This is a genomic window from Deinococcus hopiensis KR-140, from assembly GCF_900176165.1.
Taxonomy (GTDB): Bacteria; Deinococcota; Deinococci; order Deinococcales; family Deinococcaceae; genus Deinococcus; species Deinococcus hopiensis.
This window is the reverse complement of the sequence record NZ_FWWU01000009.1, coordinates 1,774,241-1,801,200: the sequence shown is the minus strand read 5'-3', so window position 1 is coordinate 1,801,200 and position 26,960 is coordinate 1,774,241. Positions and strand designations below refer to the sequence as shown.

Here is a 26,960-nt window from a genome sequence, read left to right as displayed (position 1 = left end):
CTCCCGAGTCTGCAGGTGGCGGGCACAGTGGTGGTGCAGGCCAACCGCCTCACCGTCACGGGGCGCCTGCGCACGCAGAGCAACACGCCAGACACCCTGACCCTGTACGGGCGGGTAAAGACCCTCGACCTGTCCATTCCTGCTGGAGCGGTGGGTCACCGGGCCTACGTGATCACGCACAGCGCCGTGGCCGAGTACGCCCTCGCGGGGTACAACGTCAGCGCGCGCAGCACGTCGACTGCTGTTTCCGGCAGCCTGCAGGTACTGGGGCAGGTGCGGGCGCCCAACGCGCAGGTCTACATCACCAGCACAGCGAACGGTGGTGGCGGGGGCATCACCGCGACGTATGGCCCTCTAACGGTCACCGAAGCCTCGCAAGCCCACACGCCTGAAGGCTGGGAGACACAGCTCTCCGTCTCGGACACCACGGAAGCGGACCATGAGCCCTTCCAGGAACTTCTCGCCGAGAAGGTGCCCTGGGAACGCGAGCGGCAGTACTGGGCCGATCCTGAGCATGCCGCCGAGAAGGCCCGGCAGGATGCACTGGACGAACGCGAGCGTAACAAGCTGCCCTGCAAGGACCGCAAGAAACTGAAGTTCGACAAACGCTCGTACCTGGTGGACCAACTCGTGCAGGACTGCCTGGCCGAGTTGCCCTTCCCAGTCGTGGTGACGGCCTCGCCGCCCTTCCCGGGGTGCCGGTTCTACGCCGAGACAGATCGCCCGTACAACGGTGAGCGGACCGGAACCCTGGGTGTCACCTACTCCACCCTTCGAAAAAAGCCGCTGGAGGTCATGAACGACATCTGGGGGCGCGTGGGGTGGACGCACAAATTCCGGGGGGGCGTGTGCTTCATCGGGCCACCTCAAGCACTGTTGGAGCCGGACAGCGTGGCGCCGGCCCTCGGCGTGACGCTGGGCGAATTGACGCAGGAGAGCGTCAGTTACATCAGCGAGGGGGCGCACGAGTTCAAGGACGTTGTGGGGCAGGTGGGGGGCAGCTTTGACCTGCCGCGCTGGATCACTCCGAAGCTCGCCACCATTCGGTACGAGAAGCCTCCCTTGCCCCCAGGGGACGAAGAGAAAAAGAAGGCTGATGATCCGAACGGGTGGTTCGAGACGGTCAAAGACGGAGTACTCAAGGGTGAGGACTCCACCTACCGTGCGGACGGCAAGACCTTGCAAAGCATTCGGAAGTGGGAGGTGGAGAAGAAGGGCGGCCGGGTCATCCGGGAGCAGGAGGAGACGGCGGGCCTCGTGCCCGTGTCGGGCGGCTTCGCCTTGGTCACGGATGAAGCGGGCGACTACAAGGCGATCACTGAGCGGTGGGCGACGCAGGGGCGTAAGTTCACCACCCACAGCTACGGCCACCCCCTCTGGACTGGCAGCGAGACGGGGAGCCGCACGCAGGTCTACACGTACATGCCGTTCCTGGACCATGGCGATTTCGACGCCGTGATTCTGACCGAGGACACGGCGACCACGCACACCTGGAACGACTATGGGTACCCGGAGCGCACGGCCACCACCAGCCGGAAGTTCAGCGGCACCCAGCAGACCGAGACGGACCTGAACGGGGACGGCGCAAGCGACGTCTTTATCGACACCTTGATCTACGAGCACGAGGAGGCGGTGGAAACCTGGCTGCCGCTCGGGGGCGGGGAATGGCTGCACCGGCTAGCTCTCTACCACCGCAAGTACATCCCCCAATTCGGGGACGGGGCGGAGATTGAGGACACCATCGACGCACCCGTGTTCGAGGTGACGAGCGAGATTACAGACCAGGGGCCGCAGCGGGCGCAGAAGGACGGGGACGATTGCCCGGAGGACGAGGAGGAGCCGACGTACTTCACCTACGACATACGTCTGGAAGGCGGACGGGTTTACACGGGCGGCCGGGGTGACGAGGTGGAGGTGGACCTGCCCTGGTGCGAGACGGTGCCACCCCTGGCCTTCGAGTACCTGTACGGCGCGAAGCTGGCCAGGAAAGAACTCAGCTACACGGCGCTGGTGCCCCTGAAGATCCCCGAGGCCGGAGGGGATTGGGAGTTCAGCGCGACTGGGGAGCCTGGGGCCGTGTCCTGCACGGTGAAGCTGGAAGAGAAGCTGCCGAAGGAGGCGTGAGATGTGTTGTGAAGACCAGAAGCCCGCGCCGAGTCCCATCCGGCGCGGCACGGTCAGTTCCCGCCTTGCTGGAGGCGGTCTGCTCGTGAACGTGGATGGGGTGGGACCAGTGCGGGCACTGGACCCGAGTGGCCGGGCGTATCCGCAGGCTCGGGTGAACCTGTTGCAGGCGTCAGGGGCGTGGACCGTTGTGTCTTGATGACTGCCTGGGCTGTCACGAGTGCAACTGCCCACCGCCTCTGCCACATGCTTTCCACCGGGAGGAGGTGTTGTTCGCCACCGCGGAGTACGTGATCACGCCAAGCGGACGGCATCCTCACCCGCTTGGCGCTCCTATTCGCCCTGGGGAGACGGTCACGGTGGACGGCGAGGGCAGCATCGTGGGGATCAAGACGAGCTCACGCCCGGTCACGTTGCCGCGTCGGGATGACGTCTTCGTGGTGCCTGCCAGCTTCGATACGCCGCAACGCCCAGGCATATGGGGAGGCGACCACCTGCCCGGCAGCACGAATGCAGGCGTGTTCGTTGGCTCAGGAGGCGGTGTGCGGGCTGATCCCGTGATGACCCTCGACAGCGGCGATCAGCGCATCTTCACCGCGCCCTTCGTTGTTGACCATGCGGCGCGCCGGGCGAGGTTCTGGCAGGGCGGAACGACCACGCGTCAGGCCGAAGCGCAGCTGCACGGCGTGCCAAGCAATCAGGCCCCGACAGGTTGGAACCCGGACGATACCCGGTTCCTGTTTCACACCCTCGCCTCTCTGGATGCAGGCATCGCGTCCAGGCCCTATTTCCTGACCACTTGGAGATACGACGGGACAGATGGTATCGACGCCCCTGTGACCATGACCACCTCCGGGCTGGTCACGACCTTCCGCCTGCAGACAGGGGGGGCGGTGATCCTCAGTTACCGCCTCATTGACCGCTGGGGCGTCCTTTGGCCGGGTGACGACCCAAGCAACTCCTCGACGCTCTGGCAACGGGAGTGGCAGGTGCAATTCCTGGCACCCGTGGTTGAGGGCGGGGACGAAATCTGGCAGAACGTCAGCAGCAACCTCGCGGCGGCAACGCGGGAAGAGTGGGCCCTCAACGGCACGCCAGTTCCCCCGGATCCCAACCCCGTGAGTTGGACGGTGCGCTTCGAGTCCGATCACTTGGCCGCGCAGACATGGCCGTCTGAGCCCGCACCTCCACCCCTGCCGTCACCGCGCTGGAAATCGGAGGACGGAAGCGTCACCGTGACCGGCCCGCCGACGATGGACCATGACGTGCTGGAAACCGGGGCAGCCCTGAGCGCTTACGGGCACACCTTCTCGTTGGGGAGCTGGGGCGCGATGTGCGGTCCCATGGACAGCACCGGGCAGGCTGAGGCGTGGGTGCTGCACGAAGACGAGGGCAATATCAGCCGCGTGAAGGACAACGGAATGGTTGACGTTCTGGACCGTGAGGTGTTCGAGCGTGAGGTACTTCGGTGTCCAGAGGGCGCGTTCAAGCGGTTCCTGGGGCTCGGCCTGCTGTCGCATACATGGCCCCACTGGGCCTTTGCGCTGTGTCAAACCGGCGTAGGGGCAACGCTTCAACAGGAGGTGCGGGCCGTGACACTGCACGATCCCTGGCGGGACAGCATCAAGGGCAAGCGGCCCAGCACAGGCACGCCTCCACCCGCCCACTGGTACTGGCCTGCTCGCCCTGGGAAGCGGCCCAAGACCATGCCAAGCACCGCCCCAGTCGCGCCACTCGGCCTGACGCTGGCGGACGTGTTCACCGCCGGTGTGGGCGGCGATGGAGGTCAGTCGTGAGAGATGAAGCGCTGCGGCGCGGCCAGGCCCCTTTCCTCCTGCCCAGCGCGGTCCTCAAGGACGGTACACCCTCGCCCAGCGCCCTGGCTGCCCTCCGAAAACGCACCCTCTACCCGCCTACCAAGTGGGCTGAGGAGCTGGATGACAGCAAAAGCGTCCGCGGCTTGCTGACTGTTACTTTCGCTGGTTCCTTCCCTGGGGGCGGCTGGGCGGTCCTGCTCCTGAGGGCCAAGCGGGGCAAGGACGTGCCCGTGGACGCCACTTATGGACCTCTCCACCCTCTCGGGCACAACCCGCAGGTGCGTGGCTGGCAACCGTTCGTGCTGCCCCTGGGCACGCTCCTCACCCCTGATCTGACCATCACGCTCAACATCGACGCGCCGCTCTCCCGTTGCCTGCTCGGGCGTGGCGGTACGGGCGGCAACCTGCCCCCTGGAGGACTATGAAAACAGACCCGAGGCCAGAAACGATCAGCGCCGTGGGAGTGCTGACCTACACCCTCCCCGCCTCCCTGGACGGCCTGACCGTGACCAGCGTTGAGGGCGGCACCGTGACCCGAGGGGGCAATGCGCTGACCGGAGGGGCCACGCTCTCCAGCGGAGACGTGCTCACCTTCACTCCCACCGCAGCAGGCGGCACCACCAGCTTGAACGGCGCACTCCCGAATCAGGAGTTCAGCGGGAACTACCCAGACCTGGACAACATCCCGGCAGGGGGCGGGACGGCAAGCGTCACGAGCGTGAACACGCGCACGGGGGACGTGACCCTGAGCAAGGCGGACGTGGGCCTGGGGAGCGTCACGAACGATGCCCAGATCAAGCGCTCGGAGATGGGACAACCCCTCGGCGTGCCCACCCTGGGCGCAGACGGCAAGGTGCCTGCAGCCCAGCTTCCTGCGACGAGCGGAGGTGGAGACGAACTGAGTTTCGCGCCCACCCTCATCGCGGGCTGGGACAGCCTGACCTATGGGGATGAGGCGGGCGGTCCATCGGCCGCGTGGCCGGTCCACTTGGCTGCGGCGCGCAACTGGACGCTGCTCACGAATGCGGGCATGAACGGCAGCACGCTCGCCAACGGCACGAACAGCAGCAATCCGGTGGTAAACCGTTACGCGACCGCAGTTCCCGCCGACTACGACGGGCACGTGGTGGAATTTGCTGGCACCAACGACTACACGGCAGCGTTGCCGCTCGGCACGCCGGGCACCACGAACCCAGGGACCGTCTACGGAGCGTCCCTGGTCAGCGGGCGGGGAATCCTGAACAGGGGACCGTGCTTCCTGCACCGCGTCACGCCCCCCTGGCGTGGAGATATCGCTGAGGGGACGCGGAACAGCGCCGGGTACACGATGGAGCAGGTCCGGCAGGTGGCGCGGGACGTAGTGGCGCAACTGGCGCGGGAGTTCCCCAACCGGGTGGAGCTGATTGACCTCGGGCACGACCTGACAGACGGGCTCCGAGCGACGGGCATGATGACAGCGGCTCAACTCCACTTCACGGCAGCGGGTCAGCAACTGATCGGGCAATACATCGCCATGCACGCGACAGGAGCGGACGGGACTGCGCCGCCTGCTGTCACGGGCTACAACCGCACGTTCAACACGCTCACGCCTGGCACCATCAGCGGGCAGGACGGGTGGACGGTCTACGGAGGCACCGGGGATATCACCGCCTCGGGGCTGGACGTGGCCGCGCCGTTTGACTCGCAGGCGCGGGGGACGTTGCACGCTCTACCTGCAGACACAACGCGAGTGGCAATGCGGCTCACCACGGCCAACTTCCTCGCGGCGGCGGGCAACGGAATCATGTTGCGGGCCTTCCACCAGCTGAGCGACAACCGCGCGATCTGCGCTTGGCTCTACAAAGCGTCGGCCAACCCCGTCGCTCGCCTGGATTGCGGCATTGTTCAGGGCTCCAACGTCGCGTTCTGGATCGGTTCAAGCGGCCCGGACATTCCCAGCGATGACGTGTGGCTGGAGGTGTTGCGCACTGGGGGACAGATCGAGGTGCGGATGTGGGACGCCGTAAGCGGCACCCGCCCCAGTTCTGCCACGTACAGCCACGCGGATGACGCCACTGTCGTCGCTGACGCGTTCGGCGTCTCCACCATCGGACCTGGCACCCGTCAGGTCAAAGCCGTCAGCGCTCAGTAACCCCACCCTTTCTCCCCGCCCCAGCCCCGCACCGGCTGGGGCGCGTCCTTTGGAGGTGCTTAGATGCTCGTCGAACAACTCCTGAAACTCATGGGCCAGAAGAACAAGGCCAACAGCTTCCCCGTCACGCTGCCCAGCGATGCCGACCCCATCAACGTCAACACCGGCAACGCAGACCCTGCCACCGGCGCGCGGCAGACAACGGGGAATACGACTTTGGCAAGCATCCTGACCGCCCTGCAAGGCACGCTCAACGTCAACTCAGGGAATGCTGATCCAGCCACTGGGGCACGGCAGACGACGGGGAACACCACCCTGGCGAGCATCCTCACGGCGCTCCAGGGGACGCTCAACATGCAGCGGGTTGCCCCGGGCACCACGTCCTATGACGTGAGCATCACGTCGGGGCAGAGCATCGGCGCGTCTGCGGCACTCGCTGGCCGTTCACCCCTCCGCTTGATCGTGGGAGCGGCCTGGACGGCTGCGGATATCACCATCCAGACCAGCGCGGACAATGCCACCTGGGCAGACCTGTACGACGCTTACGGCAGCGTTTACACCATCAAAGCTGCTGCGAGCCGCAGCATCATCCTGCCGGTCGCTGATCTCATTGGCATCAACTACATCCGTCTGCGCTCCGGCACGCCCACCACACCGGTCACGCAGACGAGCGGCGCGACGCTGTCGCTCATCACGCAGGTGCTCTGATGCACCCGGCACTACTTAAGAAGTCGGATGTCTTACCTATTTTGGGGTTGCTGGCGCTTTACACCTTCTCGGAGGGCAGCGGTCAGACGCTGCTGGACCGCAGCGTGAACGGGCGCAATCAGGCCGCAGCCAACCTGCTTTCTTCAAACGCTACCCGCAGTAACGCTACGGCAACTACGACCGTTCTCACCGAGGATGCGACCAATAACTTGCACCTCACTCAGTACACGGTCAATCACACCGTAGGCGTGCGGGAGTACACGAGTGTACGAGTGAAGCGCAATACTGGGAGCCGCAACGTTCGCTTTCAGCTCTCGGGGGGGACGACCATATGGGGTGCGGGGAGTAATCCAACCCTTACCGTTGATCTGGCGACGGGGGTTGCCACCCCCTCCTCGAGTGTAGCCGCGTACAGCGTAGAGAACCTCGGAGGAGGGGAGTACCGCCTCAATGTTGAGGCAGTCCCCCTGGCCTCTTCGGCGTCTCCGACAACGTGGAGCGTTCAATTCCTGATGCTTGAAGGCGCGAACACCTCCTATCAGGGCGATGGCGCATCCTCTCTGCAAATCACCGAGATGTACTGGAGTACGGTCAGCGCGGCGTACGAACGGCCCGCCAACTCCGCCACCCTCGGCAGCAGCGCCTCGGCGACGGACAGTGCTGATCCAAGTTGGACAGCTCTCGGTCTGGATTTTGGCGGGGATGACTACGCCGTACTGCCCAACATCCCGCTTGGCACCGCCTGGACGAAGATCGTAGTAGGGGCCCCCTTGGCGATTGGGACGACTCGGGCGGCCCTCGGGACGGATACAGGCGCCACATACATGGGCGTTCATTCGAGCGGTGCCACCGTAGCCACCGCCTTCGATACAGGGCAGAAGATTGCTACAGCGGGCAGCAGCTTGGGCGCAGGGACTCCCTTCTTCATGGGGAGTCGGTGTACGGGAAGCAGCATTCAGGCAATCCAGAACCTCACCTTCGGCACACCCACCGCCATCGCAACCCCCCCCACCCGCACGGCTACACACATCGGGCGCAATGGTTCCAGTGGCACCGCCTATTGGAGTGGCCCCCTGTACTACGTCGCCATCTGGAACCGCGTCTTGAGTGACGCGGAGTACGTCCGTGCCGTCCGCAGCATTCGGAAGACTCTCATTCAGACGAAAGGGTTACAGGTGGCGATATGAGTTGGATCGTGATGCAGGACAACCGCGAGGCGCAGTTCATGGGCAAGACGCTTGGTTCGGGAATGGTACTCGCGGAACCGCTGCGCGAGGCCGAGGGTGTGGAGCAACGCCGCATCGCCTGGGAGTCGGACTGGACTGCTGCCGAGGTGGACGAGCTGGTCAACCTCAACCCTCAGGTGCAGGTATTGGACGCCCTCCCTGCGGACTGGCGGCCGTATGTGGACCCGTGGAGCATCATGGCTGCGCCCGAGTCAACGAAAGGCCAGGGCAAGAAAAAGTAATTCCATCGCTCTCTCCACCCCGCTCAAGCCCCGGCCCTGGGCGGAAGTGAATTAGCAGGAGGGAGGGTGTACACACCACCAGACCTAAGGGTGTGCACAAGAAATGGCAAGGCAGACCTTCATAGATGTGCCATATGCCCCGGAGGTTCGTTTTGCAACATGGCTTTATGATTCTCCGGCCTAACCCCTTCCAATGGCTGTTCGCCGCGTTTCGCGCTCCTGCGCCTGTAACGCCCGCACAACCGGCGTTCAAGGTGTCGTGGAAGATGCCGGAAGAACCGCAAACTCCCGTTGCCGCAAACCCACCCCAGCAACGTTCCGTCGACTTCGATGACGTACTCCGCGCTCTAGGCTGCGAAGGTTAATCCCCAGAACATCCACTGCCCCCGCTCAGCGCGGGGGTTTTTCATTCCCTACCGTCCCCGGCGCGGTGGGGTTCTCATTTGCTAGGAGGAAATGAAATCAAGCGGATTGACGCCAACGCACGCTCCAGCGTATGTCTTTACCTCCGCGGCTCACACGTACCTGGCGGCCGTCTTCAAGCTCCCAGATCTCAACGTACTCTGTGGGCTTGAGCCACTTGCCCGGCTTCGTGTAACGGTCTACCCGTCGTGTCGCGCGAACCGTTTCTCCACCTACACTCAGTTCGAGGCCAAAGTCGCTGTACTGAAGGATTTCCATTCCTCAGCTTAGTGTTTAATTTCTTACGTTTTAATGTCTTCTTAATGTAATTTGTACACTTAGTCAGCGCCCCTGCCTTCCTCCTGCCCAGGTCCCCCCGGCCCCTGGGCAGTTCGTCATGCCGGGAGAAGAGGTGGCCATGCCCTCATTACTCCGCACCTGGCCCAAGCGCTTTCAAACCCACCTGCACGACCGGCACATCCTGGCGCGCCTGCTCATCGCAGGGCACACCCTCGGGTTCGGCCTGGTCTTCCTGCTGCAAGGCGACTTGATCCACAGCCAGACCAGCAAAAGTTACGGTGGCATGGCCTGGATGCCCCAAGCGGTCTGGGGCTGGCTGGCCGTGCTCACAGGCCTGACCCTCGTCCTCAGCGCCACGGACACGGGCAGACGCATCGCCTACCTCCTGGCGCTTTTCTTCTGGATTAGCGTCATCGTCTCCCTGGTCCTCGGCTCAGGCACGATCTTGACCGGCACAACCACCTACGGCTGGACGGCCATCATCATCGTCTACAAGCTCCTGGCGGCCAGAAGCATCAATGAACCCGGGGAGCAGCATGGCCCTTGACCCCGCCCTGGTGACCGCCACCATCGGCACAGTGGGAACCGTGCTGGTGGGCTTCCTGGGCTTCCTCAACGTGCGGATGAGCAACGCCAAAACAAGCGAGCAGGCGCTCATTGACCGGCTTGAGAAGCGCATCGATAAGTTGGAAGAAAGCCTGTCCGACGCTGAAACCAAAATCGCGCTGTTACAGCAGAAAAACGACAGTCTCGAAAAGGAGAATGACTCCCTCAAGGACCGCGTGCGCCTGCTGGAAAAAGACGGTGCGGCAGCAGAACACCACAACCTCCGTCTGGCGGCCACCATCCAGCAACTGCAGCAAGAGAAGGACGCCCTCAACCGCGAGAACGGCGAGCTGCACAGCCAACTGGCCGCGGTGGCCACGTGCGGAACTCAGGGCTGCCAAATGCGCGACATGGCCCGCCAGCTGGCCGATGGAGGCACCGTATGAACCTCACGCTGACCCCTGAGCACATCCGCGCAGTGGCGCCGCGTAACCCGGATCCGGTGAGCGTGGTGAACGCCCTGCTGCCGGTGCTCGAGCGGCACGGCATCAACAAGACCCCTGAGCGCCTGGGGATGTTTGTAGCCCAGTGGGCGCACGAGAGCGAGTTCGTGGGCGTGCGCGAGAACCTGAACTACTCCCAGGCCTCGCGCATCTGCCAGACCTGGCCACGCCGGTTCCCTACGGTGGCGAGCGCCGCTCCCTACGCTGGCAATCCGCAAGCACTGGCGAACAAGGTCTACAACGGCCGTATGGGCAACACGGGGCCCAACGATGGCTGGGCGTACCGAGGCGGCGGCTGGCCCCAGTTGACCGGACGGGACGCCTACCGCGCCTACGGGCAGCGCATCGGGCTGGACCTGGAAGGCAACCCCAACCTGATCCTGCAGGCCAGTGTCTCGGCCCAAGTGTGTGGGTTGTTCTGGACGGACCGAGGGCTGAACGCCGCGGCTGACGCGGGAGACATGGTGACGATCACGCAGCGCATCAACGGCGGGCAGAACGGCTTCGACGACCGTCTGGCCCGATACCGGCGAGTGGTGCCGATGCTGCGCGAGCAGGCGGAAGCGCTGGCCAGCCAGGAAGCCATCGTCCACCCGTCGATCCCCTGGAAGCAGTTGTGGGTGAACGGGCGGCAGATGGACCCCGCGACAGCCCGGCTGGAAGGCGACACCATCACGCTGCCCAGCGGCACACACCAGGTCGTGAAGAAGACACAGGTGGGAGAGAAGCTGTATGTCACGACGGCCCCCTGAGAAACCCCTTCAGCGGCTGCAGCGCGTCCTCGTGCCCGGCACGACGGGCGGGCTCTACACGCTCGTGCCGGGCGCCACAGGCTTCTACGTGATCCTGTTCATGCACGCTCACAGCTACTTCACTGGGAAGCCGCCGCCCAATGAGGCGATCACGAGCTTCATCCTGACCGCCTGCGTCTCCATGCTGGGCGTCCACCAGATCCGAGGCATCTCCGCTGACCGCGCCAACGCTGCCAACGGCATGGCACCGGTGCCCGTCGATCCGAGCGACGCCCCCACACAGACCATTCCCCAGACGGGCAGCCTGCCCGATCTGCGACCCCGCGACTAGGAGCACCCATGACCCCGCCTCCCGGTTCTGACCTCGTGAAGGCCATCCTCGAAGCCCGCCGCAAGGCGGGCACTGTCATTCTCTCCGCACCTCTTGCGCCGATCACGCCTCAGCGGACCCCTGAGGGCATCCCAACCCTGCCCAAACTCGTGCCGCCACCCACACCTCTCCCGCCTGCACCGCTCGGGGACAGAGACCTGGCCGCCCTGCTCACGCGCCTGCTTCCCCAGGTGCTGGGCGGCATCGATCAGGTCAAGGCCGCACTCGGAGACCGGAAGCTGAGCTTCCCCGAGGCCCTGTCCCTCGCTACCACGGTGGCCGGAGTGGTGAGCCTCGCCGTGCGCGACGGTGCGCCCCTCGTGAAAGGCAAGAGCGCCGACGCCTTGGTGGTGCTGATCTTGGGCGTGGTGTTCGACCGGTACGGTGTGCCGCTGCTGCCCGTCTGGGTCCGGCCGTTCGCACCGGCGCTCAAGGCTGGCGCCGTGGCTGGACTGGAGGCACTGTACCGGGCAGTGGTCAAGAAGAAGTAGCGCAGCACAGCTTAAGGTTCAACCTTAAAGGTAGGTTTTTCACAGTAAGGCCCCCGTTAGGGGGAGGGGTGCAATGTAATGAACAGAACAAAGCAGGAGAGGGGGAATGTATGCGACAGCAGTTGAGCAAGGCGATGGCAGCGTTACGCCGGAAAGTGACGGTACAAACCCCGCCCCAGGTGAGCGTCATTCAGGTGAGAAGTCTGTCATCAACAACAGCTGTCAGCATGACGGACATCCTCCGCGCGATGGGCTGTGAAGGCTGAGGCACGGACAACTCGCGCCAAACGAACGGCCCCATAGACTGCGGGTATGGCCGCCCCCACATCGGAAGACCCTATTGGAGCGGCAGGCCCACCCCGGAAATCCAGGTGGATCTATATCACTGGTGTGTTGCTAAACCTGCTTTTCCCGGGTGCAGGCTTCACCCTGCTGGGTCACCACAAAGCCCATATGCGCTGGGGCTGCGCGATGGGGCTGCTCTTCGGGATCATCGGTTATTGGGGTGTCGTCAGCGTCCTTCTCTTCCCATGGATCCCCAGTCTCTACGAGGCTTATACGGGGGCGTATTGGGAGGACACAGACATCCTTGCTTTCCAGGGGCTGACCTTGCAGGATTGGCCGCTGTGGTCAAGCATCGCTCTGGGTTCCACAGCCGTGATGCTGCCCAGTTACACCAAGGCCTATCGCCGATGGGGGACACATGATCCACGGTACCAAGTGGTCCTCTGGCGCAAGGTCCTCTGGTGGGCAGGGCACGTTCTTCTGGTCGTTCCGGGGGCCCTTCTGTGGGACGATGTTCAGGACGGCTTCATCATGGACCGCCACCGTTACCCAAATCTCCTGGTGGCCCAGTCCCTGTTGCGTAACGCCGTCCTCGCCGCAGAGAGCTACCGCTTCGACAGCAATACCTACCTCAAAACGGCCACGGACTGTAAAGACTTCAGAATCCTCAACATCCCGTCGTTCCCCTACGGCGTGACCACCTGCCGGATACAGCAGACGGTCAATGGGACTTACGGTTACGTCACTTCCAGAAGAAGCCGTTATGACCGCTCCTACCAGGTCGTCTATTTTGACCGCTCCTACCAGTTTGACGGGACTCGTGTGGTCCCAGGTCCGGCGGCGATGCCTGCCAACATGCCCTAAGACGAAAAAGGCCCCACCTTGCCTCGCGGCGGGTGGGGCCTTTTTGCTGGGATAGAAGGGGTGGTGGAGAAGAAGTAGAAGAGGCACGAACAAATTACGCCTCAACTTGACTATGGTGATAGTTTGGGCTGTAAGGCAGCCCATTCTGCCACTTTTGGATTTGTGCACGCTTGCAGCCACTCCGGATCTCTATTAGCCCATCTTGTACGAGCATATTGCTTCATCGGCTTTTCCCTGATGCCCACCCATCTATTTTTTAGTATGGGACAAAGTAGAGAGGCCGATGGCAAAACGGCTTGTGCCGTATCTGCAAACATTATTTCATGGTGCGCTTGATTCCACAAAGAGAAGGGGCAGTTTTCATCGGGTGAGTGTAGACATTCTTCGTTAAATAAGTCAGATATATCGACCAAAGCTCTATTGCTTGGCATAAGAGGAGCCTTGGCATGGTGTTCAGCGGCAATCTGAAGTATTAGGTCGTCCTCTTTGCTAACCAGATAGACTGACAAGTTATTGTAATGTCCATAACGATCCTTAAAAACCAACTCTGCCAGTTCAGCTGGGGTGGTCTCCTCAGGACATGATTTGCGATCTATGACACGAAATACGGCGGAGGTGGCAGTCATTAATCGTCAGAGTCGCCTTCCAGAACATCCTCAATGGCCTCACGAACACCAGGGCTTGTCTCCTGGGCGTGTTGCTTTTGAAGGATTTCGCGAATTTCTGGTACCCCGCGATGCTGTCCAAGTCCGTATACTGCGCCTTCGCGAACATATGGTTTTTCATGCGTTAAGAAGGGAGTCAAAAGAGACCGTACTAGTTTTGTTGAGTGAAACTGGCCGGCTGCTTCTAGGGCGTATGTAAGTTCTGTGTTGGCTAAGTGGTTGGAGTGGATTAGAGCGATTAATTTAGAAGACTGTTGTTCTCCTAGTTCAAAATATAAGGCCTTGCAAGGACGCCCCCATGAAGACTGTTCAATGATTTCACGAGCTTGTTCTTTCTTGGCTTGGTCCTGCCTTCGACGTGCTTCGGCTAGCGCTGCTAAATCTGGAGAACGCTTTTCTGTTACCCTGCCAACTCGAATATTAAACTCAGTATATGTACCCGAGTCGCTTCTCATGGCGCTCCCATACATCACGGCTACACGTACCTTAGGTTCAGAGAGTCGACTTCGAGTATCTAGAGATTTTGATGACACATGAGGTGCCCAGGTTGCGTCTTTTGCAATCATTACTCGTGGTGTAGCTTGCTCAAGCCTGAGAGCTAAGGCCATTGCGTCGGCTGTGGGATTTGTGCTACCTCTAAAGATAATACGACCTAGTTTGCCCTTGAGAGGGATATTAACCGGAGTCCCTGTGGCTTTTCTGTTACTTGATTGCCGATTTGATTCCATCCCTTGAACAACATCTCGATTGCTAACGACTGACCAATCATGATAGCTGCGTGTCATGATATTGCCTCCAAGAAATCTGGTCGTAGAGCACAGCGAAATGTTTGGTGTATCCGTTCGTGTGCAATTTCAAGCCAAGCAAGTAGGTTGTCCGGTAGAGCCCGTTCTGGTTTATCGAAGTCAATGTGATGATCGATATCCAGCTGAATTACAGGTCTGCTAGGTTCTTCATCATCTACGCCTGGAGCAGTAATAGTTATCTCCTGATCTCCATCAGGGAACTGTATAACGATCCGCTGCTGTCTGGAATCCACTTGAACCGAATCGGATAATGGAGGAGGGACAGGCAATGTCCAAGCCTCAAGGATTTTCTCCTCCGCTCCTGGAAACCAATCTATTCGATTGACATAAATTAATTTAAAAGAAGTATATCCAATCGTTTCAGCTGCTTGATGGTGGAGACTGAGAATTTTTTTAAGGTATACCAAGAAGGCTGACCAACCAGGATATTCTCCCGCAAGCAAGAATTGTAAAAATGCTTCCCCAACCTGTACTTCTCGCTGATGTTGGTCGCTGTAGAATTTGAACTGAGGTTCGTTAGGAGGAGGAGTCGCAATAGAGGCTGTGAACTGAGGCGTAGAAGGATCTTCGGGATCGAAGGAAGCTTCTACTTTATGTCCCCATCTTTGCGCCATCTTTGGGTATTCAGCGCTAAGTGCCCTCTGTATTTCAGACACAACCTGTTCTGCAGATTGTTTACTAACGAATGTCATTTCGAAGGCCACCGTCTTGACGGTTGGATCTTTAAGCTTCGGGTGTTCGGGTAGGGGTATTTGATTGGTCATAGAGTTATCCACAGCCTGTGGAAAAGATAGGAGCCGAAAGCTCCAGTTACCATGCAGAAGTAACGACTCAAGGCCGCCACGAAAAGCTGGTAGTGGAACTCTCGGCTGCGTAGGATCTGCCCCCTACCCGTCGGCCCCTCATAGGGGCACTACCTGAGTCTCTTGGAGCATACATGTCCCGCATGACAGCGTGTTGAAGACCTGACCTACATGAAGGTGCGAGCCGACGGTGGACCGTTCTGCTCATACCAGAAATCTAACTGTTCTGCCCTGACGGTTTTGTCTCTCGGCTTGCCTTCAGAGCAGAAGCTCATCTTGATCACGTCTGTGGAAGAAGGCCCCACCCTTGCCAGTCGGCGGGGTGGGGCCGTTTTTAATGAAGCGAGGGCCTGCCGGAGAATTAGATGAACGGGCGTCAATACCGGACAGAAATACTGGCTGGTCACACTTTTCACACTAAGCCGATGTTCGTCCCCGTGCTGCTCCTAGGCGCGTTGGCCTTGGCCTTCTTCCTTCTGGGCCTGGCGTTGTTCCTTCGCGGTGCCATGGTCCGGTATGCCCTGTGGGGATTGTCTCTGCTGGCGGGCCTGTGTTTTTTCGTGGCCTTCCTGCTTTGAACCCTTCACGCCAAGCCTCCCCAAGTTCCACGTGCCGCCCGGTAAGCAGGGGAGATCCGGCACAGGTCCCGCTGGTACTGGGCCGCATCCCAAGCGATCAGGAGGGCACCGGTGCGCCCAGCCCAGCACCGCCCGCTCATGTACCGTGCCCCGCTCACGCCGCCACCTCTGCATTCACGTTCACGAAGATCAGGCTCCCGTCCGTGGCCCGGCACGGCGCCACCTCCACCGTCATGCCCTTCAGTTCGAGCAACGCTGCGAGGAGGGAGGCGCGCGCCTCCGCATCCGCTCCATCGACGGCTGCCGCCAGGTGAACCATGCCTCCGGCCTTCCAGCCGGAGAGGGTCACGCCCATCAACTCGATCTGCTTCACGCTGCCAGCTCCGTCTCCAAGCCGAGCTGCCCGAAGGCGTAGCTGCGCACCGTAGCCGCATCCTCCGCCGTCAGGGCGGCCAAGCTGGTCACCGTGCGGCCCAGGACCTCACTGGCCAGCGCGTAGTGGTTGCGGTAGCCCAGGCGGCCCAGCGTGCGGTGCAGCTGGTGAGCCGCGGGGTTCCCGATGGGAGCCGGAGCGGGCAGGATGACTTCCTCGATCTTCTCGACCTGGGAAGCACGGTCCAACAGGCGGGAGGCCTCCACGAAGTTCATGTTCTCCCCGTCCACGATCGCGCTCAGGTTGCCGCTGTGATCCCGGGCCAGCGTCACGAAGTGGGTGGTGACGCTGCGAATCACGCCGTACTCGACATCAGCAACGCGGGCCTTGTAGGTGATTGTCTTGGCGCGGGGGGTGGTAATGTTCATGGTGCTCCTTGTGCTAGGTGCTAGGGGAGTCAGAAGACCGGGGACTTTTCGAAGGGGACCCGGCTTTTCTGCTGTCCTTATAGTACGCGAATCGTGTACGTATGTCAAACATTTGTGTACGGTACGCGGTAGAGGTACTATCTGGGTATGAACGACCGCATACGGCTGCAGGCCAGAGAAGCCATGAAGAAGCAAGGACTCACCCAAGAGCAGTTGGGTGAGCGCGCAGGCATCCCCCGCACCCATGTCAGCCAGATGCTGAGTGGGGCAATCGGCAAGATGCCAGATCGCTGGACAGCCCTGGCTGATGCCCTGGGCATGGAGATCGTGCTTCAGCCCAAACTAGACGCACCTATTCCCCTCGCCGAAGAATTGGAGCGGAGGTAGTACAGCCCCTGCTTCAGCCCAAGCAGTAGCCATAAGGGAGCGGTGGCAAAAGGGTGACGACTATTCTGACTCCTACGCAGTCGTCAGAGACCTCAACGGACCTCAAAGTGGTAGGGGTCAAAAAGCCAAAAAAACGGCTCGCAGCGCACCTAACCTCAACAGACCTCAGCAGACCTCAACGGGTATGGATGTGTTGACACGGTAGGGGTCAGGGGTTCAAATCCCCTCGGTTCTACCAAAAGGCGCCCTCCTGGAGGGCGTTTTTCTTTTCCCCCTCCAGCAGCAATCCCCCAATTGCAGCAGCGGGTCACCCGTCTTGAAGTCCTTCCGGTTCACCAGCGGCGTGAGGGTCAGCGCGGCCTTCTCCCGCTGCTGTTCAAACACATGGCGCACATGTCTAGGGTGACGCTCGACCGGCTGTAGTCCCTGCCGTCTGCAATGGCCTCGGGGTCCAGGCCCTGGTAGACCATGGGGGTGGTCGATGGTGCCCAGACGCGTGGAAAACGCCAGCGCGTGCTCTTTCCAGTCCTCGGCGGCCGGTTCACTCTCTCGCTCTATGAACCTGCAGGGCTTCCAGGGGGGCGGCAGGCAAGGGGATGCGAGGGTGACTTGCCTCCGTCTTCGGCTAAGGTACGGGCGCGCCTCAGCCTTCGCGCGAGCATAGATGGGAGTGACTTCTTTGACGAGGAGCGCGGCGGGATACCATACCGGTCTTCGAGGCCCGCTCCATCCGGGAACTGATCGGCAACGCCGAGGACGTTCGAGCAGCAGACGGTCCGGGAACCGTTCTATCTGCAGGGGCTGGGGTTAGAGCCGGTGCTGCGAAGCATCCCAGTTGAGCTGAGGTATGAGGCAATACCAGTGATCAAGGGGAAGGTACAAGTATGGTGAGGGATGCCCCACCTGGAAATTACCAGACAAAACGGGATGGTCCACACGTATCACGGATCACAGAGTGTTCTTGAGGGATACCTTGCGACGTTCGCCAACTTCATGGATCGAATCGGCCCCACCGTCCTCTGTATTGATTTTGGTGGAGGAAAGAAGGACCCTTACAGGATCAGCATGGACCTCATTGCGAAAATGCAAATTATTGCAGACGAGTAACCAAGGAAGCGTACCTGACTCTTTTTCAGGGGCTTTTTCATAGGTAGGGGTGAGAACACTGGTAGAGTTCAGGCGTGTTCAGCAGGCCTTCCGGAGCTCTCAAACTCAAAATGGTCCTTGTCCGAATGAACCACGATGAATCGTCGCCATCCTGCGTTCGTGTGCAATAGGACGTTGTCGCCTGTGATTATCCGGAGCAGTTGTTGCTCTTCAGTTGTAAAGTGTTCTGAGGGCAAAGCCAAGCGTTGGATTGGCGATGTGATGTCGTCAATTGCAACGTGCGTCTGAATGCGTTCCATTCCTCACCCTATGCCAAAGGAGGTGATCCGTGTCCAATCCTGAGGCACAACCCAAGACCGTCGAGGAGTTGGGCACGGCCCTCTCCGGCAAAGACCGGGTGCTGGCTGCTGCCTATCTCGCCACCTTCAAGAAGCGTAAGGCGGGCGTGACCGCGAAGTACAGCGAGAAGTCCCCGCTCCACCTCCGCCGTCCAGGCCTACATCAAGGCCCAGCTCAGCGGAGAGGGCAGGGGTGCAGAGGGTGCTGCTGCTCCAGAACCAGGACCGGCTGCTGACCAGCGGCGCACTGGAAGGCATGTACGAAACGGACATTGACTTGCCCTTCCCGCCCAGCCAGCCGGATGGCGGCACGCAGCCCAGCGCCTGAACGAAAGGGGGTGGGTTCAGGCCTGCTCCACTGGCGAATCCCATGACGAACGTTGAACCGGTCCGAGCCGGAAGTTTCTGTCTGCGCGCAAAGGCAGGGTGGACCTCGTGACGGCCCCCGCCAAACTGGAGGCCGACGAAACCTCTGTGGTGGTCGATTCCCGGCAGCTGCAAGACGCGCTGAACAAGCCCGTTGACGTCATTGTCAGAAAGGTGCTCGCCGAGCTCTACTCCTCAGGACCAGCCAAGGCAGTACGCGACGTGCACGCCGCCCGTGTTGGTTTGGCAGACTCGGCCAGGCCAGCCGGTGAAATCCTGCGCCGCCTGGGGAAGCTGAAATGACTCCCGCTCTCGCGCGCCTGGAGCTGGCCTAATTTTCAGAACCCTGTGAAGGCCAAGGTCAAGAGCCCGGAGCCAGAGAAAAGCACCAGGAACAGGGCCCAGCTGAGTTGAGGGTCCTGCTGCCAGTTGCGAGCCCAGAAGGAGCTGCCTCGTGTTCTCTGGCCTTCCTGAAAGAGGGGGAAGCGTTCAAGAGCGCCCCGTGCCAAGAATGCCGCGAGAATGCTCCGATGGGCAGGAGCTGACTCCACGGAGCGGTCAGCTGTTTCCTGTAGGGCCACACAGCAATCAGGGCAACGAAGAAAATGAGGTAACCCGTCAGACCGGGCAGCATGATCAGAAGCCACTTCCAGAAGGTCAGGTGCTCTTGCATGGCTCCAACCCTACGGCAGGAGAGGAAGGGGCGCAGGCAAAAATGCGCTCCCGCCCTGTGAACTGGCGCATCCTCCGGACGCCAGAGGGAATACGCCCTACAGAGCGCGACCTCACCCGTGGCGCCCGCACCTCGGCCGCGAAGCGTGGTATCAAGTCCTGCAGCGCTGAGAGACCGTCACACGCAGTAAGTGCCTCACAGCACCCACTGGGAGCAGCGGCAACCGCCCCATGAAGGGCGTTGTGGGCAACTATGGGCAGGGCGTGGGGTTCGTCACCTACACCCGCGTCCGTATTCGGTGGGTGACGTGTCCGCCTCAGCACCCGCTCAATCAGCCGCGCCGATGATCCAGTGGGTTACCTCGACAGGATTAGGCGCAAGGCCGGGCCCATGGGCCTGATCCACGACGGGGAGCTCAGGTTCGGGTGGCTGTGGGTTTGAAGCGGAAGCCACTCGCCTCTTCGTTGACGCGAGCGGCGCCCTGAGCGACCTTACCCCAGCTGATGCAGCACCTTCCTCGCGTGATTGACGTGGTACCACACCGCGAACTGCATCCCGATGACCTCCCGCACGCGGGAGGTGGTCCAGCGCTCATCCCTACAGCATGCGGCGATCTGGAGCTGCTTGAGTTCTTTGGCGCTCAGGCGCCGTCCAGGACCAGTGGTCCGCGTGGCCTCGAGGCTGCCTCGTTCTCGCGACCGCTGTTTCCGAGTCCGCACAGTGCTTTCTGAGACACCGGCGGTCTCAGCGATGACGGGTTCGGTCATTTCAGGATCGTAAAGAAGTTGCTGCGCATACCGCCGTTGTTCTCCGGGTTGCGTACGGCTCAGCCTCGAGGGGCGCCAGACCTGCACCACGACGACAGCATGCCAGTCGTCTGAAATTCAAGCCGGTATCAATACCCTGCAGAATCAGGCCAGCCCTCGCCCTGCGCGGGAGTTTTCCATTCCTGCTCGGGCAAGGGTCTTGTGCGGGGTTTCCGTAGTGGAAGGATGAGGAGAGCCCGAGTGCCTTCTTAAGCCCTAAGAGACGAAAAAGACGCCTTTTTGCGAAATTTTTTTCACAACCTTGTCACCTTAACCCATGCTTCAGTTCCCCAATCCCTTCCAGCGGTTAGCGGTGGCATTGCACCGCCCGGTTCCCGCTGCGCCTGCTGTTCAAGCAAGCGTGGTGGTTCGGGAACAGGCACAACAGCTTGGAATGCTTCTTCATGCGCAGCGTCCGATTGACTTCGACGACGTGATGCGCGCCTTGGGGTGCGAAGGCTAAATTCCTCCCAACGTCCAGTGCCCCCGCCTTGCGTGGGGGTTTCGCTTCTGGCCGGGGAGCAGAGAGGTACAAGGAAACCTGATTGTTATCTTATTAACGGAAAACCTGTACTCAACAGCATAAATTGGTGTGATCATGCAACTTGTGCCCTCTGTGACATGGGCTTGGATCGAGTTGAATGTGCTGCTCCTGCTGGTTCTGGGGGTCACCGCATGGCTTCGCCGAGATGAGCCCGCTCCACCCCGCGACGAGTAACGGTACTCTCTCTGCCCCCGACCAGCGCGGGGGTTTTTCATCCCGCCTGTCACGCGTCGCCAACTCTGAGGCCGTACGTGCCCCTGCCCAGGTCCACTCCGGCCCCTGAGCAGTTCGTCATGTCTGGAGAAGAGATGCCCTTGACTGCAGCGCGTCCTGTTCCAGGCACGATGGGCGGGCTCTACACCCTGGTGCTGGGCGCGACGGGCTTCTGCGTGATCCTGGGCGTGTACCTGCACGCCCACTTCACCGGCCGGAAAGCGGCGGCGATGACCGCCGAGCTTCCGACGGCTGTATTGGCGATGCTCGGCGTCCCATACCCTGCGCAGCATCTTTGCAGATAGGGCGAAGGCGGCAAACGGTATCGCGCCTGTTTCAGTGGACCCGGCAGACCCGGTGCAGCAGGTCCCCACACCGCCTCTCCCTGATGTGCGGGCCCGTGAATCAGCTTCGCCGGGTGAGTTGTAGGTCATAGGCACAAGGTTGTGTTCCGACATCGACCGTGAGGACATACACCCCTGCACGCATGCCCGGCCAGTCCACGTTCCGTGCTTTTTCAACCTGTGCCTGCGCCTTGATCGCGGATTTGTTGTGAAGGTGGAGCGTGATGGTGCTGTTGCAAGTGGAGGCCCCTTTGGGCCGAACGCGAAGTTCGTAGTTCCCTCCTGAGAGGCGAAACGGGGGAGAGGTGCCGTCCGTGATCGGTGCTGGAAGGGCAATGACTTCGCCGACGCCAGGGTTTTTGGGAACCAGGGTGCCTGCTGGGGCTTCGTCTTTTTTCTGACAGGACGTGAGCAGGAGCAAATAGGCCAACACTGTGCGTCTCACGCCCATTACCGTACCCCGTTTTCTTCCAGCCCTTGCGCAGCGTAAGGGTTGTGCCCTCCTAGGAGCACCCATGATCCCTCCCGCCGATTCTGATTTCGTGCCGGCCATCCCCGAAGCCCGGAAGACGGTGGGCACCTTCATCTTGCACACACCGCTTCCTCCGGCCACACTACGGCCCCAGGCCACGCCGGAAGGGCTGCCCACCCTGCCCCGCCTCACGCCTCCACCCTCAACCACTCCACCTGTCCCAGGGCCGCTCGGCAATACGGAATTTGAGGCGCTGCTCACCCGCCTGCTGCCCCAGGTACTCGGTGGCAGCGATCAGATCAAGGCCGCGCTGGGTGGCTGAGCTTCCCAGAGGCCCCATCGCTGACAATGAGCGTAGCCGGGGTGGTAAGCCTAACCGTACGTGACGGTGCGCCCCTCGCAAAGGGCAAGGGTCCAGACGCCCAAGTGGTACTGATCTTCGGCGGGTGTTTGGCCAGTACGCTGTGCCGCTGTTGCTGCTCTGGGTTCGGCCGTTCGCCCCAGCGGATGCTGCGGTGGCGGGGCTGGAGGCGCTGTACCGCACGGTGGTCAGGAAGCGGCAGGCAGGCGCGATTAACGGCCAATCCCAGAGGTGAGTTCTTCACAGCAAGGCCCTTTAATGAAACGGCAGCACTGTAATGTTCAAAACAGAGCGAACGAAGAACGTCTGCAAGAGCGGTTGAGCAAGACTATGTCACAGTTACGCTGAAACGTGACTGTGGAAACCCCTCCACGGATGCAACTCACTGAGGTGAAAAGCTTGTCACCGAGAACCGACGTCGGATGAGAGAGTTCCTCCAAACGGTCGCCTACCAAGACTCGCGAAAGTAATCTAACCACATTAGTGCCAAGTGCGGAAGCTGTAATGGGACGTTTTTTAAACTGCTGTTATGACTGACATAAACAGTGAGAAGCGGACGGAACTCCCCCCCAGCCTTGCCCTCCTGTTCATGATGTCGCTGTGCTACTGTGCTTTAAACACCTGTTGGATTGCGTTCGGTCTCCTGGGAATACTTGGCATTCTCTTTGTCGTTTTTACTGCATTTGAACAACTTTCCCTGTTGTGGGAGGGGTGGGTACCGGGGACGTCCTTACCGCCGTTATCTACCATAGCGCTCCCGCTTCCTGAGGCAATGGAGACGGTGGAGCTTGCACCTCAACTGACCTAAGCTGTTTCAATCCTGGGCTGCTTCGTAGGCCGGCCACAAGCGCCCTTACCTTTGCTGCTGTAACTTGCGCCAAACGAACGGCCCCACCTTGCCTCGCAGCGGGTGGGGCCTTTTTTCTTTACGCCACTGTACGTGGCGCGCCCGGCACTCAAGTCCGGGGAGTGATAGGCGTAATAGGCCTTGTGGAGTTGTCGACGAGCGGTGCCAGGGGAAGGGGATTGGCCAGGGCAGTGGTGACTGCAGAGGCGATGGCAGCCGCGGCTGATGGTACAGCTGCACCTACAGCGCTCGAAATTGCCGCAGCGGACGTGGGTACCGCCTGAACGACAGCGGCAGCGATAGAAGCCGCGGCGGCAGGAACTTGTGTGGCGACCGCAGCTGCAATGGCAGCTGCAGCTGCAGGAGCAGCTTGAGCGACTTTTTGAGCGATCAGGGCAGCGGCTGCAGGGACCTGCTGAGCCACCGAGGCAGCGATCGCCGCTGCGCTCCCAGGAACAGCAAGCGCAACCTGCCCAGCAATGGCCGCTGCTGCTGTAGGGCTCGCCTTGGCCGCTGCAGCTGCAATGGCCGCGGCTTGTGCGGGAACAACCCTCGCGATGGAGCCGGCAATGGCAGCGGCAGCGTCAGGAACAGCGAGAACAGCGACTCGCGTAATTTCTGCCGCGAGTGCAGGACGTATCTGTGCGGCGCTCGCAGCGATTGCCGCAACGAGCGTGGGGTTCCGCTGAAGCAGCGAACGCAACGCGGCCTCAAATCCGGGCGTATTGGCCTGACTGAGCAGCACCTGAATTTGCGCCCTGACATTTGTGGGAATCGTGCTGCTCTGCTGCTGGGCAGCAGCCGGGGAGGCAAGGAGTGCGGCGGCCAGGACGAGTTTCAAAATGCTTGAGTGACTGGACATGGATAATTTCCTCTCTTTCCCATGAAGGGAGACGAAGGACATTTGCTGTCCCGGACTGAAGCATTGTCACAGCGGCATGGTGTCTATCACGCCTTGCTTGAGTGGTAATCAACATTTTAAGTGAATCAAACTTTCTTATTTGTGACATTCTTATATTAAGAACTAAATCCATTTAATTTGGAACGATGAGGGGAAGCGCGCCCTATGACTCCTTCTCACAAAAGCCCCACGTTGACTTGCAGTCGGAGAGTCGTTTTTAATAAAGTGGAGCGCTATCCGAGAATCAGATGAACGGGAGCCAATGCCGAGGAGAAATCCCGTCTCCTCCTATTCGCCACACTGAGGTAGTGTTGGCCCCAGTGGTCCTCTTGAGCGCGTTGGCCTTGGCCTTCTTCCTCCTCGGATTGGGCTTGTTTGTGCGCGGTACCATGGTGCGGTATGCCTTGTGGGGGCTATCCCTACTGGCGGGCTTGTGTTTTTTGGTGGCCTTCTTGGTTTGAACTCCCCTCCCAAAAGGCTCATGCCGCCCATTAAGCAGGGGAGACGCGGCACAGATCCCGTTGGTTATGGGCGGCATCCCAGGCGATCAAGAGCGCGCTGATCCAGCCTGCCCAGCACCGCCCGTTCGTGCACTGTGCGCCTCACGCTGCTGCCTCGGCACTCACGTCGACAAAGATCAAGCTTCCGTCGGTGGCCCGGCAGGGCGCAACTTCCACCGTCATGCCCTGCAGCTCCAGCAACGCGGCCAGCAATGCCGCGCGTACCTCCGCATTATCGCCTTCGACGGCCGCCGCCGGGTGAAGCAGTCCCCCGGCCTTCCAGCTGGAGAACTCTACCCCCATCAGCGCGGTCTTCTTCACGCCACCACGCTCCTCGCCTCGAGCCCGAACTGCCCGGAGGCGTAGCTCCGGACCGCGGCAGCGTCCTCTGCGCTGAGCGCTGCGAGACTGGTGAACGCGCGGCCAGAACCTCACTGGCCGGGGCGTAGTGGTGGCGGTAGCCCAGGCAGCCCAAGGTACGGTGCAACTGGCGGGCGACCGCGTTCCCGCACCAGCGTCACGAACTGGGTGGTAACGCTGCGAATCACGTGGTACTCGGCCTTAGCGCTGCGGGCTTTGCCGGTGATGGTCTTGGCGCGGGGGTGGTGGTAGTGTTCATGGTGCTCCTACTGGTTTGGCGACTTTGGGGAGTCAGAAGGCCGGGGCTTCTTTGCGGAACCCGGCTTTTCTCCCCGGGCGATGTCAACAGGTCCGGCCAACAAAAGTGCTACAGTCATTTCATGAGTGAGACGCCCAGAGAAGCCGTGCAGGCTGCCCTCAAAACCCGGGGCATGAATCAATCGCAGTTGGCAGCGCAACTTGGCAAAGGGCGGGCCAGCATCAGCCGCACGCTCGCGCGGTCACCCATTGACCCCCGGAGTGACTGGCAGACCATCCTCGACATGCTCGGCCTCGAGCTCATCATCCAGCCCAAACAGCAGCAGTGACCGCCCTTCCCGATCCTATCCCGGTACCCGCTTCATGTTGCACGGAAGAGAGTGCAAGGTGATGGCCGTAGCAGACGGCTGGATCATGGCGCGCGCTCCCCGCGCCGCGCCCTTCCTCATCACCGTGAAGTCGTTCCGCGCCCTTGCCGCCCAGGAAGTGTCAGACGCCAACGCGGAGGCCCCATGACCCCCAACCCCTACCTGCCCACTCCATCCGTCCGGCAGCTCCGCCTCCTCGAATCCATCCACCACGGCACCACACCCTCATCCTCGGAAGTGGAGGAACTGGAGGGCCTGGGACTGCTGCGAGGAGGCCGCCTGACGCTGGCTGCCATCACCACCATTGCCCGGTGGAGGACAGGGCTCTATGTGCCGGAGGAGGAGCAGGGCTAAGCAAACTTGGGAAGATCAGGTCGCAGGCCAACCTTCCTCGTGCTGGGCATGATTTGGGGCATACGCTAAGCGTGGCGCCCGCGCTTCAGGCCAAACAGAAGTAGAAACGCAGAACCCCACCCGTCGGTGCAAACGAAGGTGGGGCTTTTCCTTGCTGTGAACAAGTCGACGGACAAAGGGTACTGCACGTGAAATAATTTGAAGTCCCCCCTCCGGGCTGCATATCCAGCGGGGGGCCTTTTGTTGTCCACAGGATGGGAAAGAGGAGAGACGACTCTATTTGACTCCTACGCAGTCGTCGTAAGCCTCAGTGAACCGCGAACGGGCAGGGGTTAGAAAGCAAAAAACCGGCCCGTAGCGCGGCGAACCCCAACAGGAGCGGATGTGGTGATACGGTAGGGGTCAGGGGCTCAAATCCCCTCGTTTCTACCAAAGAGCTCCCTCTCAGGGGAGTGGTTCTTTTTGCCCTCCAGCATCAATACCTTGGATGCAGCAACGCCCTTTGATACAGCAACGGATCACCCTCCTTCGTGTCCTCTTCTCCCCCTCCACCTGCATGTCGATGATGTGGCCGTTGGAAAGGCGGAACGCGCGATATCCCTTGCATGGACCAGAGCAGTCAGCGCGGTGGGTCATGAATCTTCGTTGACGATGGGGTTGTATGACTTCCCCCAAAGGAAGAAGCCGGTGAGCAGCTGGGTGACGGGAGCCGCAGCTCGCGAAGGCGTTCACCGAACTGGGCCACCCTGCCACGCGCGGCCAGCCGTTTAAGGGCGACTCGGACTCGCCGGAGGTGGTGTGCGAGCCTCTGCGAAACCGGGGTTTCCAGCTTGAATGCAAAATAACGAAGGACTCCAAGGTCTTCAGTCCCGTCACTTTGGCACAGTGGGACGTGCAGGCCGAGCCGGATACCGGAGGGGCAGGGTTGCGGCCTGTCACCGTCCACTGGTGGGCGCGGCCCGGCTGGTGGGTACAGACGGTCACCAGCAAGCGAGGATCTTACGGTCAGCCCTTGGAAGAGTTCTGGCGGCGCGTCGGGCGTTTCAGATGGGCGTACTTGACTCTCAGCAACATGCGGCGCTGGTAAGGCTGCAAGCAAAGCGCGATGAAAGTGCAGCCCAGCAGGATCAGTGCGTATTCCAGGAAGCGCCAGTCTCCGGCTGCAATAGAAACGAGAGTTCCCCCGGCGACCGCAAACGGAAGACCTTCGTAGATGACGGCCTTCAGTGGCTCCTTAAACATTTGGTGAGCCTAGTACGAATGTTTCTTAAAGACAGGTATTTTCCGACTTTTCTGGTCGTGTGCTCCTGGCAGCCGTTGGAGCACTCGCTGCGTGCTCCAGAAGTG

At 61.1% G+C, this 26,960-nt stretch carries 33 protein-coding genes and 1 pseudogene; 24 read left to right on the top strand and 10 right to left on the bottom strand.

The genetic code is table 11. The features are described 5' to 3' along the window. Positions 1-15 precede the first annotated feature (15 nt). From B9A95_RS22290 to B9A95_RS35630, 14 genes are all read left to right on the top strand, one after another. On the top strand, positions 16-2,124 hold the full coding sequence (locus B9A95_RS22290) for a hypothetical protein (RefSeq protein WP_139806939.1): 2,109 nt from the start codon (positions 16-18) through the stop codon (positions 2,122-2,124). Between the two features lies 1 nt (position 2,125). Further along, the gene (locus B9A95_RS32605; protein WP_139806938.1) at positions 2,126-2,323 is read left to right on the top strand and encodes a hypothetical protein; all 198 of its coding nucleotides are present in this window, start codon (positions 2,126-2,128) and stop codon (positions 2,321-2,323) included. A 67-nt stretch (positions 2,324-2,390) separates the two neighbouring features. Then, a complete protein-coding gene (locus B9A95_RS22285) occupies positions 2,391-3,920 on the top strand; it encodes a hypothetical protein (RefSeq protein ID WP_139806937.1) in 1,530 nt (509 codons plus the stop codon). After that, a complete protein-coding gene (locus B9A95_RS22280) occupies positions 3,917-4,366 on the top strand; it encodes a hypothetical protein (RefSeq protein ID WP_084049277.1) in 450 nt (149 codons plus the stop codon). The genes B9A95_RS22285 and B9A95_RS22280 overlap by 4 nt, the downstream gene beginning before the upstream one ends. Continuing rightward, a complete protein-coding gene (locus B9A95_RS22275) occupies positions 4,363-6,072 on the top strand; it encodes an SGNH/GDSL hydrolase family protein (protein ID WP_084049276.1) in 1,710 nt (569 codons plus the stop codon). The genes B9A95_RS22280 and B9A95_RS22275 overlap by 4 nt, the downstream gene beginning before the upstream one ends. Before the next feature lie 63 nt (positions 6,073-6,135). Beyond that, positions 6,136-6,780, top strand: a complete 645-nt coding sequence (locus B9A95_RS22270) for a hypothetical protein (RefSeq protein ID WP_084049275.1) — start codon at positions 6,136-6,138, stop codon at positions 6,778-6,780. Then, positions 6,780-7,967, top strand: a complete 1,188-nt coding sequence (locus B9A95_RS22265) for a hypothetical protein (RefSeq protein ID WP_084049274.1) — start codon at positions 6,780-6,782, stop codon at positions 7,965-7,967. Before B9A95_RS22270 ends, B9A95_RS22265 begins: the two co-directional genes overlap by 1 nt. Then, positions 7,964-8,248, top strand: coding sequence for a hypothetical protein (locus B9A95_RS22260; protein ID WP_084049273.1), 285 nt, complete (start codon positions 7,964-7,966; stop codon positions 8,246-8,248). The genes B9A95_RS22265 and B9A95_RS22260 overlap by 4 nt, the downstream gene beginning before the upstream one ends. Positions 8,249-9,068: 820 nt before the next feature. Next, the gene (locus B9A95_RS22250) at positions 9,069-9,497 is read left to right on the top strand and encodes a hypothetical protein (RefSeq protein WP_084049272.1); all 429 of its coding nucleotides are present in this window, start codon (positions 9,069-9,071) and stop codon (positions 9,495-9,497) included. Then, the gene (locus tag B9A95_RS22245; RefSeq protein WP_084049271.1) at positions 9,487-9,942 is read left to right on the top strand and encodes a hypothetical protein; all 456 of its coding nucleotides are present in this window, start codon (positions 9,487-9,489) and stop codon (positions 9,940-9,942) included. Before B9A95_RS22250 ends, B9A95_RS22245 begins: the two co-directional genes overlap by 11 nt. Further along, on the top strand, positions 9,939-10,751 hold the full coding sequence (locus B9A95_RS22240; protein WP_084049270.1) for a glycoside hydrolase family 19 protein: 813 nt from the start codon (positions 9,939-9,941) through the stop codon (positions 10,749-10,751). The genes B9A95_RS22245 and B9A95_RS22240 overlap by 4 nt, the downstream gene beginning before the upstream one ends. Further along, a complete protein-coding gene (locus B9A95_RS22235) occupies positions 10,732-11,082 on the top strand; it encodes a hypothetical protein (RefSeq protein ID WP_084049269.1) in 351 nt (116 codons plus the stop codon). The genes B9A95_RS22240 and B9A95_RS22235 overlap by 20 nt, the downstream gene beginning before the upstream one ends. Positions 11,083-11,090: 8 nt before the next feature. Then, complete coding sequence (locus B9A95_RS22230) at positions 11,091-11,612, top strand: hypothetical protein (protein ID WP_084049268.1); 522 nt, start codon at positions 11,091-11,093, stop codon at positions 11,610-11,612. Positions 11,613-11,924: 312 nt separating this feature from the next. Then, positions 11,925-12,761 carry a hypothetical protein gene (locus B9A95_RS35630; protein WP_139806936.1) on the top strand — a complete coding sequence of 279 codons (837 nt, stop codon included), beginning with the start codon at positions 11,925-11,927 and terminating at the stop codon, positions 12,759-12,761. 110 nt (positions 12,762-12,871) lie between these two features. On the opposite strand, the gene B9A95_RS32600 is transcribed toward B9A95_RS35630, so the two are convergent. The 3 genes from B9A95_RS32600 to B9A95_RS22215 are packed head-to-tail and all read right to left on the bottom strand — an operon-like array spanning position 12,872 to position 14,996. Next, positions 12,872-13,387: a hypothetical protein gene (locus B9A95_RS32600; RefSeq protein WP_139806935.1), complete on the bottom strand. Its 516-nt coding sequence runs from the start codon at positions 13,385-13,387 to the stop codon at positions 12,872-12,874. Continuing rightward, a complete protein-coding gene (locus tag B9A95_RS22220) occupies positions 13,387-14,211 on the bottom strand; it encodes a HEAT repeat domain-containing protein (RefSeq protein ID WP_084049266.1) in 825 nt (274 codons plus the stop codon). Before B9A95_RS22220 ends, B9A95_RS32600 begins: the two co-directional genes overlap by 1 nt. Beyond that, complete coding sequence (locus tag B9A95_RS22215) at positions 14,208-14,996, bottom strand: TIGR04255 family protein (RefSeq protein ID WP_084049265.1); 789 nt, start codon at positions 14,994-14,996, stop codon at positions 14,208-14,210. Before B9A95_RS22215 ends, B9A95_RS22220 begins: the two co-directional genes overlap by 4 nt. 404 nt (positions 14,997-15,400) lie before the next feature. On the opposite strand from B9A95_RS22215, the gene B9A95_RS22210 reads away from it, so the two are divergent. Further along, positions 15,401-15,613 (top strand): hypothetical protein, encoded by a 213-nt coding sequence (locus B9A95_RS22210; RefSeq protein WP_084049264.1) that lies wholly within the window; start codon positions 15,401-15,403, stop codon positions 15,611-15,613. 154 nt (positions 15,614-15,767) lie between these two features. Here B9A95_RS22210 and B9A95_RS22205 read toward each other — a convergent pair whose 3' ends face one another. Next, positions 15,768-15,986, bottom strand: coding sequence for a hypothetical protein (locus B9A95_RS22205; protein WP_084049263.1), 219 nt, complete (start codon positions 15,984-15,986; stop codon positions 15,768-15,770). Beyond that, entirely contained in the window at positions 15,983-16,414 is a 432-nt protein-coding gene (locus tag B9A95_RS22200) for a hypothetical protein (protein ID WP_084049262.1), read from the bottom strand. Before B9A95_RS22200 ends, B9A95_RS22205 begins: the two co-directional genes overlap by 4 nt. 147 nt (positions 16,415-16,561) lie before the next feature. On the opposite strand from B9A95_RS22200, the gene B9A95_RS22195 reads away from it, so the two are divergent. The 3 genes from B9A95_RS22195 (at position 16,562) to B9A95_RS22185 (ending at position 18,915) form a co-directional block, all read left to right on the top strand. Then, a complete protein-coding gene (locus tag B9A95_RS22195) occupies positions 16,562-16,801 on the top strand; it encodes a helix-turn-helix domain-containing protein (protein ID WP_084049261.1) in 240 nt (79 codons plus the stop codon). Positions 16,802-18,439: 1,638 nt separating this feature from the next. Beyond that, positions 18,440-18,574: a hypothetical protein gene (locus B9A95_RS36395; RefSeq protein WP_281255888.1), complete on the top strand. Its 135-nt coding sequence runs from the start codon at positions 18,440-18,442 to the stop codon at positions 18,572-18,574. 107 nt (positions 18,575-18,681) lie between these two features. Beyond that, positions 18,682-18,915 (top strand): hypothetical protein, encoded by a 234-nt coding sequence (locus tag B9A95_RS22185; RefSeq protein ID WP_139806934.1) that lies wholly within the window; start codon positions 18,682-18,684, stop codon positions 18,913-18,915. A gap of 864 nt (positions 18,916-19,779) precedes the next feature. On the opposite strand, the pseudogene B9A95_RS34735 reads toward B9A95_RS22185, so the two are convergent. Next, positions 19,780-20,139: pseudogene (locus B9A95_RS34735) on the bottom strand (winged helix-turn-helix domain-containing protein); the annotation flags it as partial. Positions 20,140-20,368: 229 nt separating this feature from the next. Between B9A95_RS34735 and B9A95_RS32595 the strand changes: the two are divergent. Next, positions 20,369-20,554 carry a hypothetical protein gene (locus tag B9A95_RS32595; RefSeq protein WP_139806933.1) on the top strand — a complete coding sequence of 62 codons (186 nt, stop codon included), beginning with the start codon at positions 20,369-20,371 and terminating at the stop codon, positions 20,552-20,554. A gap of 389 nt (positions 20,555-20,943) precedes the next feature. Continuing rightward, complete coding sequence (locus B9A95_RS22175) at positions 20,944-21,153, top strand: hypothetical protein (protein ID WP_139806932.1); 210 nt, start codon at positions 20,944-20,946, stop codon at positions 21,151-21,153. A gap of 100 nt (positions 21,154-21,253) precedes the next feature. On the opposite strand, the gene B9A95_RS22170 is transcribed toward B9A95_RS22175, so the two are convergent. Continuing rightward, a complete protein-coding gene (locus B9A95_RS22170; RefSeq protein ID WP_139806931.1) occupies positions 21,254-21,637 on the bottom strand; it encodes a hypothetical protein in 384 nt (127 codons plus the stop codon). Positions 21,638-21,707: 70 nt separating this feature from the next. Between B9A95_RS22170 and B9A95_RS22165 the strand changes: the two genes are divergently transcribed. Further along, complete coding sequence (locus tag B9A95_RS22165; protein WP_084049255.1) at positions 21,708-21,986, top strand: hypothetical protein; 279 nt, start codon at positions 21,708-21,710, stop codon at positions 21,984-21,986. 995 nt (positions 21,987-22,981) lie between these two features. On the opposite strand, the gene B9A95_RS32590 is transcribed toward B9A95_RS22165, so the two are convergent. Continuing rightward, complete coding sequence (locus tag B9A95_RS32590) at positions 22,982-23,734, bottom strand: hypothetical protein (protein ID WP_139806930.1); 753 nt, start codon at positions 23,732-23,734, stop codon at positions 22,982-22,984. 641 nt (positions 23,735-24,375) lie between these two features. Then, positions 24,376-24,594 carry a hypothetical protein gene (locus B9A95_RS22155; RefSeq protein ID WP_084049253.1) on the bottom strand — a complete coding sequence of 73 codons (219 nt, stop codon included), beginning with the start codon at positions 24,592-24,594 and terminating at the stop codon, positions 24,376-24,378. 419 nt (positions 24,595-25,013) lie between these two features. On the opposite strand from B9A95_RS22155, the gene B9A95_RS22150 reads away from it, so the two are divergent. Genes B9A95_RS22150 through B9A95_RS22145 form a run of 3 tightly spaced genes read left to right on the top strand, consistent with a single transcriptional unit; the run spans position 25,014 to position 25,613 of the window. Further along, complete coding sequence (locus B9A95_RS22150; RefSeq protein ID WP_139806929.1) at positions 25,014-25,220, top strand: helix-turn-helix domain-containing protein; 207 nt, start codon at positions 25,014-25,016, stop codon at positions 25,218-25,220. 34 nt (positions 25,221-25,254) lie between these two features. Beyond that, positions 25,255-25,407 carry a hypothetical protein gene (locus tag B9A95_RS34730; protein WP_212648368.1) on the top strand — a complete coding sequence of 51 codons (153 nt, stop codon included), beginning with the start codon at positions 25,255-25,257 and terminating at the stop codon, positions 25,405-25,407. Then, complete coding sequence (locus tag B9A95_RS22145; protein ID WP_084049251.1) at positions 25,404-25,613, top strand: hypothetical protein; 210 nt, start codon at positions 25,404-25,406, stop codon at positions 25,611-25,613. The genes B9A95_RS34730 and B9A95_RS22145 overlap by 4 nt, the downstream gene beginning before the upstream one ends. Positions 25,614-26,618: 1,005 nt before the next feature. On the opposite strand, the gene B9A95_RS22140 is transcribed toward B9A95_RS22145, so the two are convergent. Continuing rightward, entirely contained in the window at positions 26,619-26,855 is a 237-nt protein-coding gene (locus B9A95_RS22140; protein WP_084049250.1) for a hypothetical protein, read from the bottom strand. Positions 26,856-26,960: the final 105 nt, after the last annotated feature.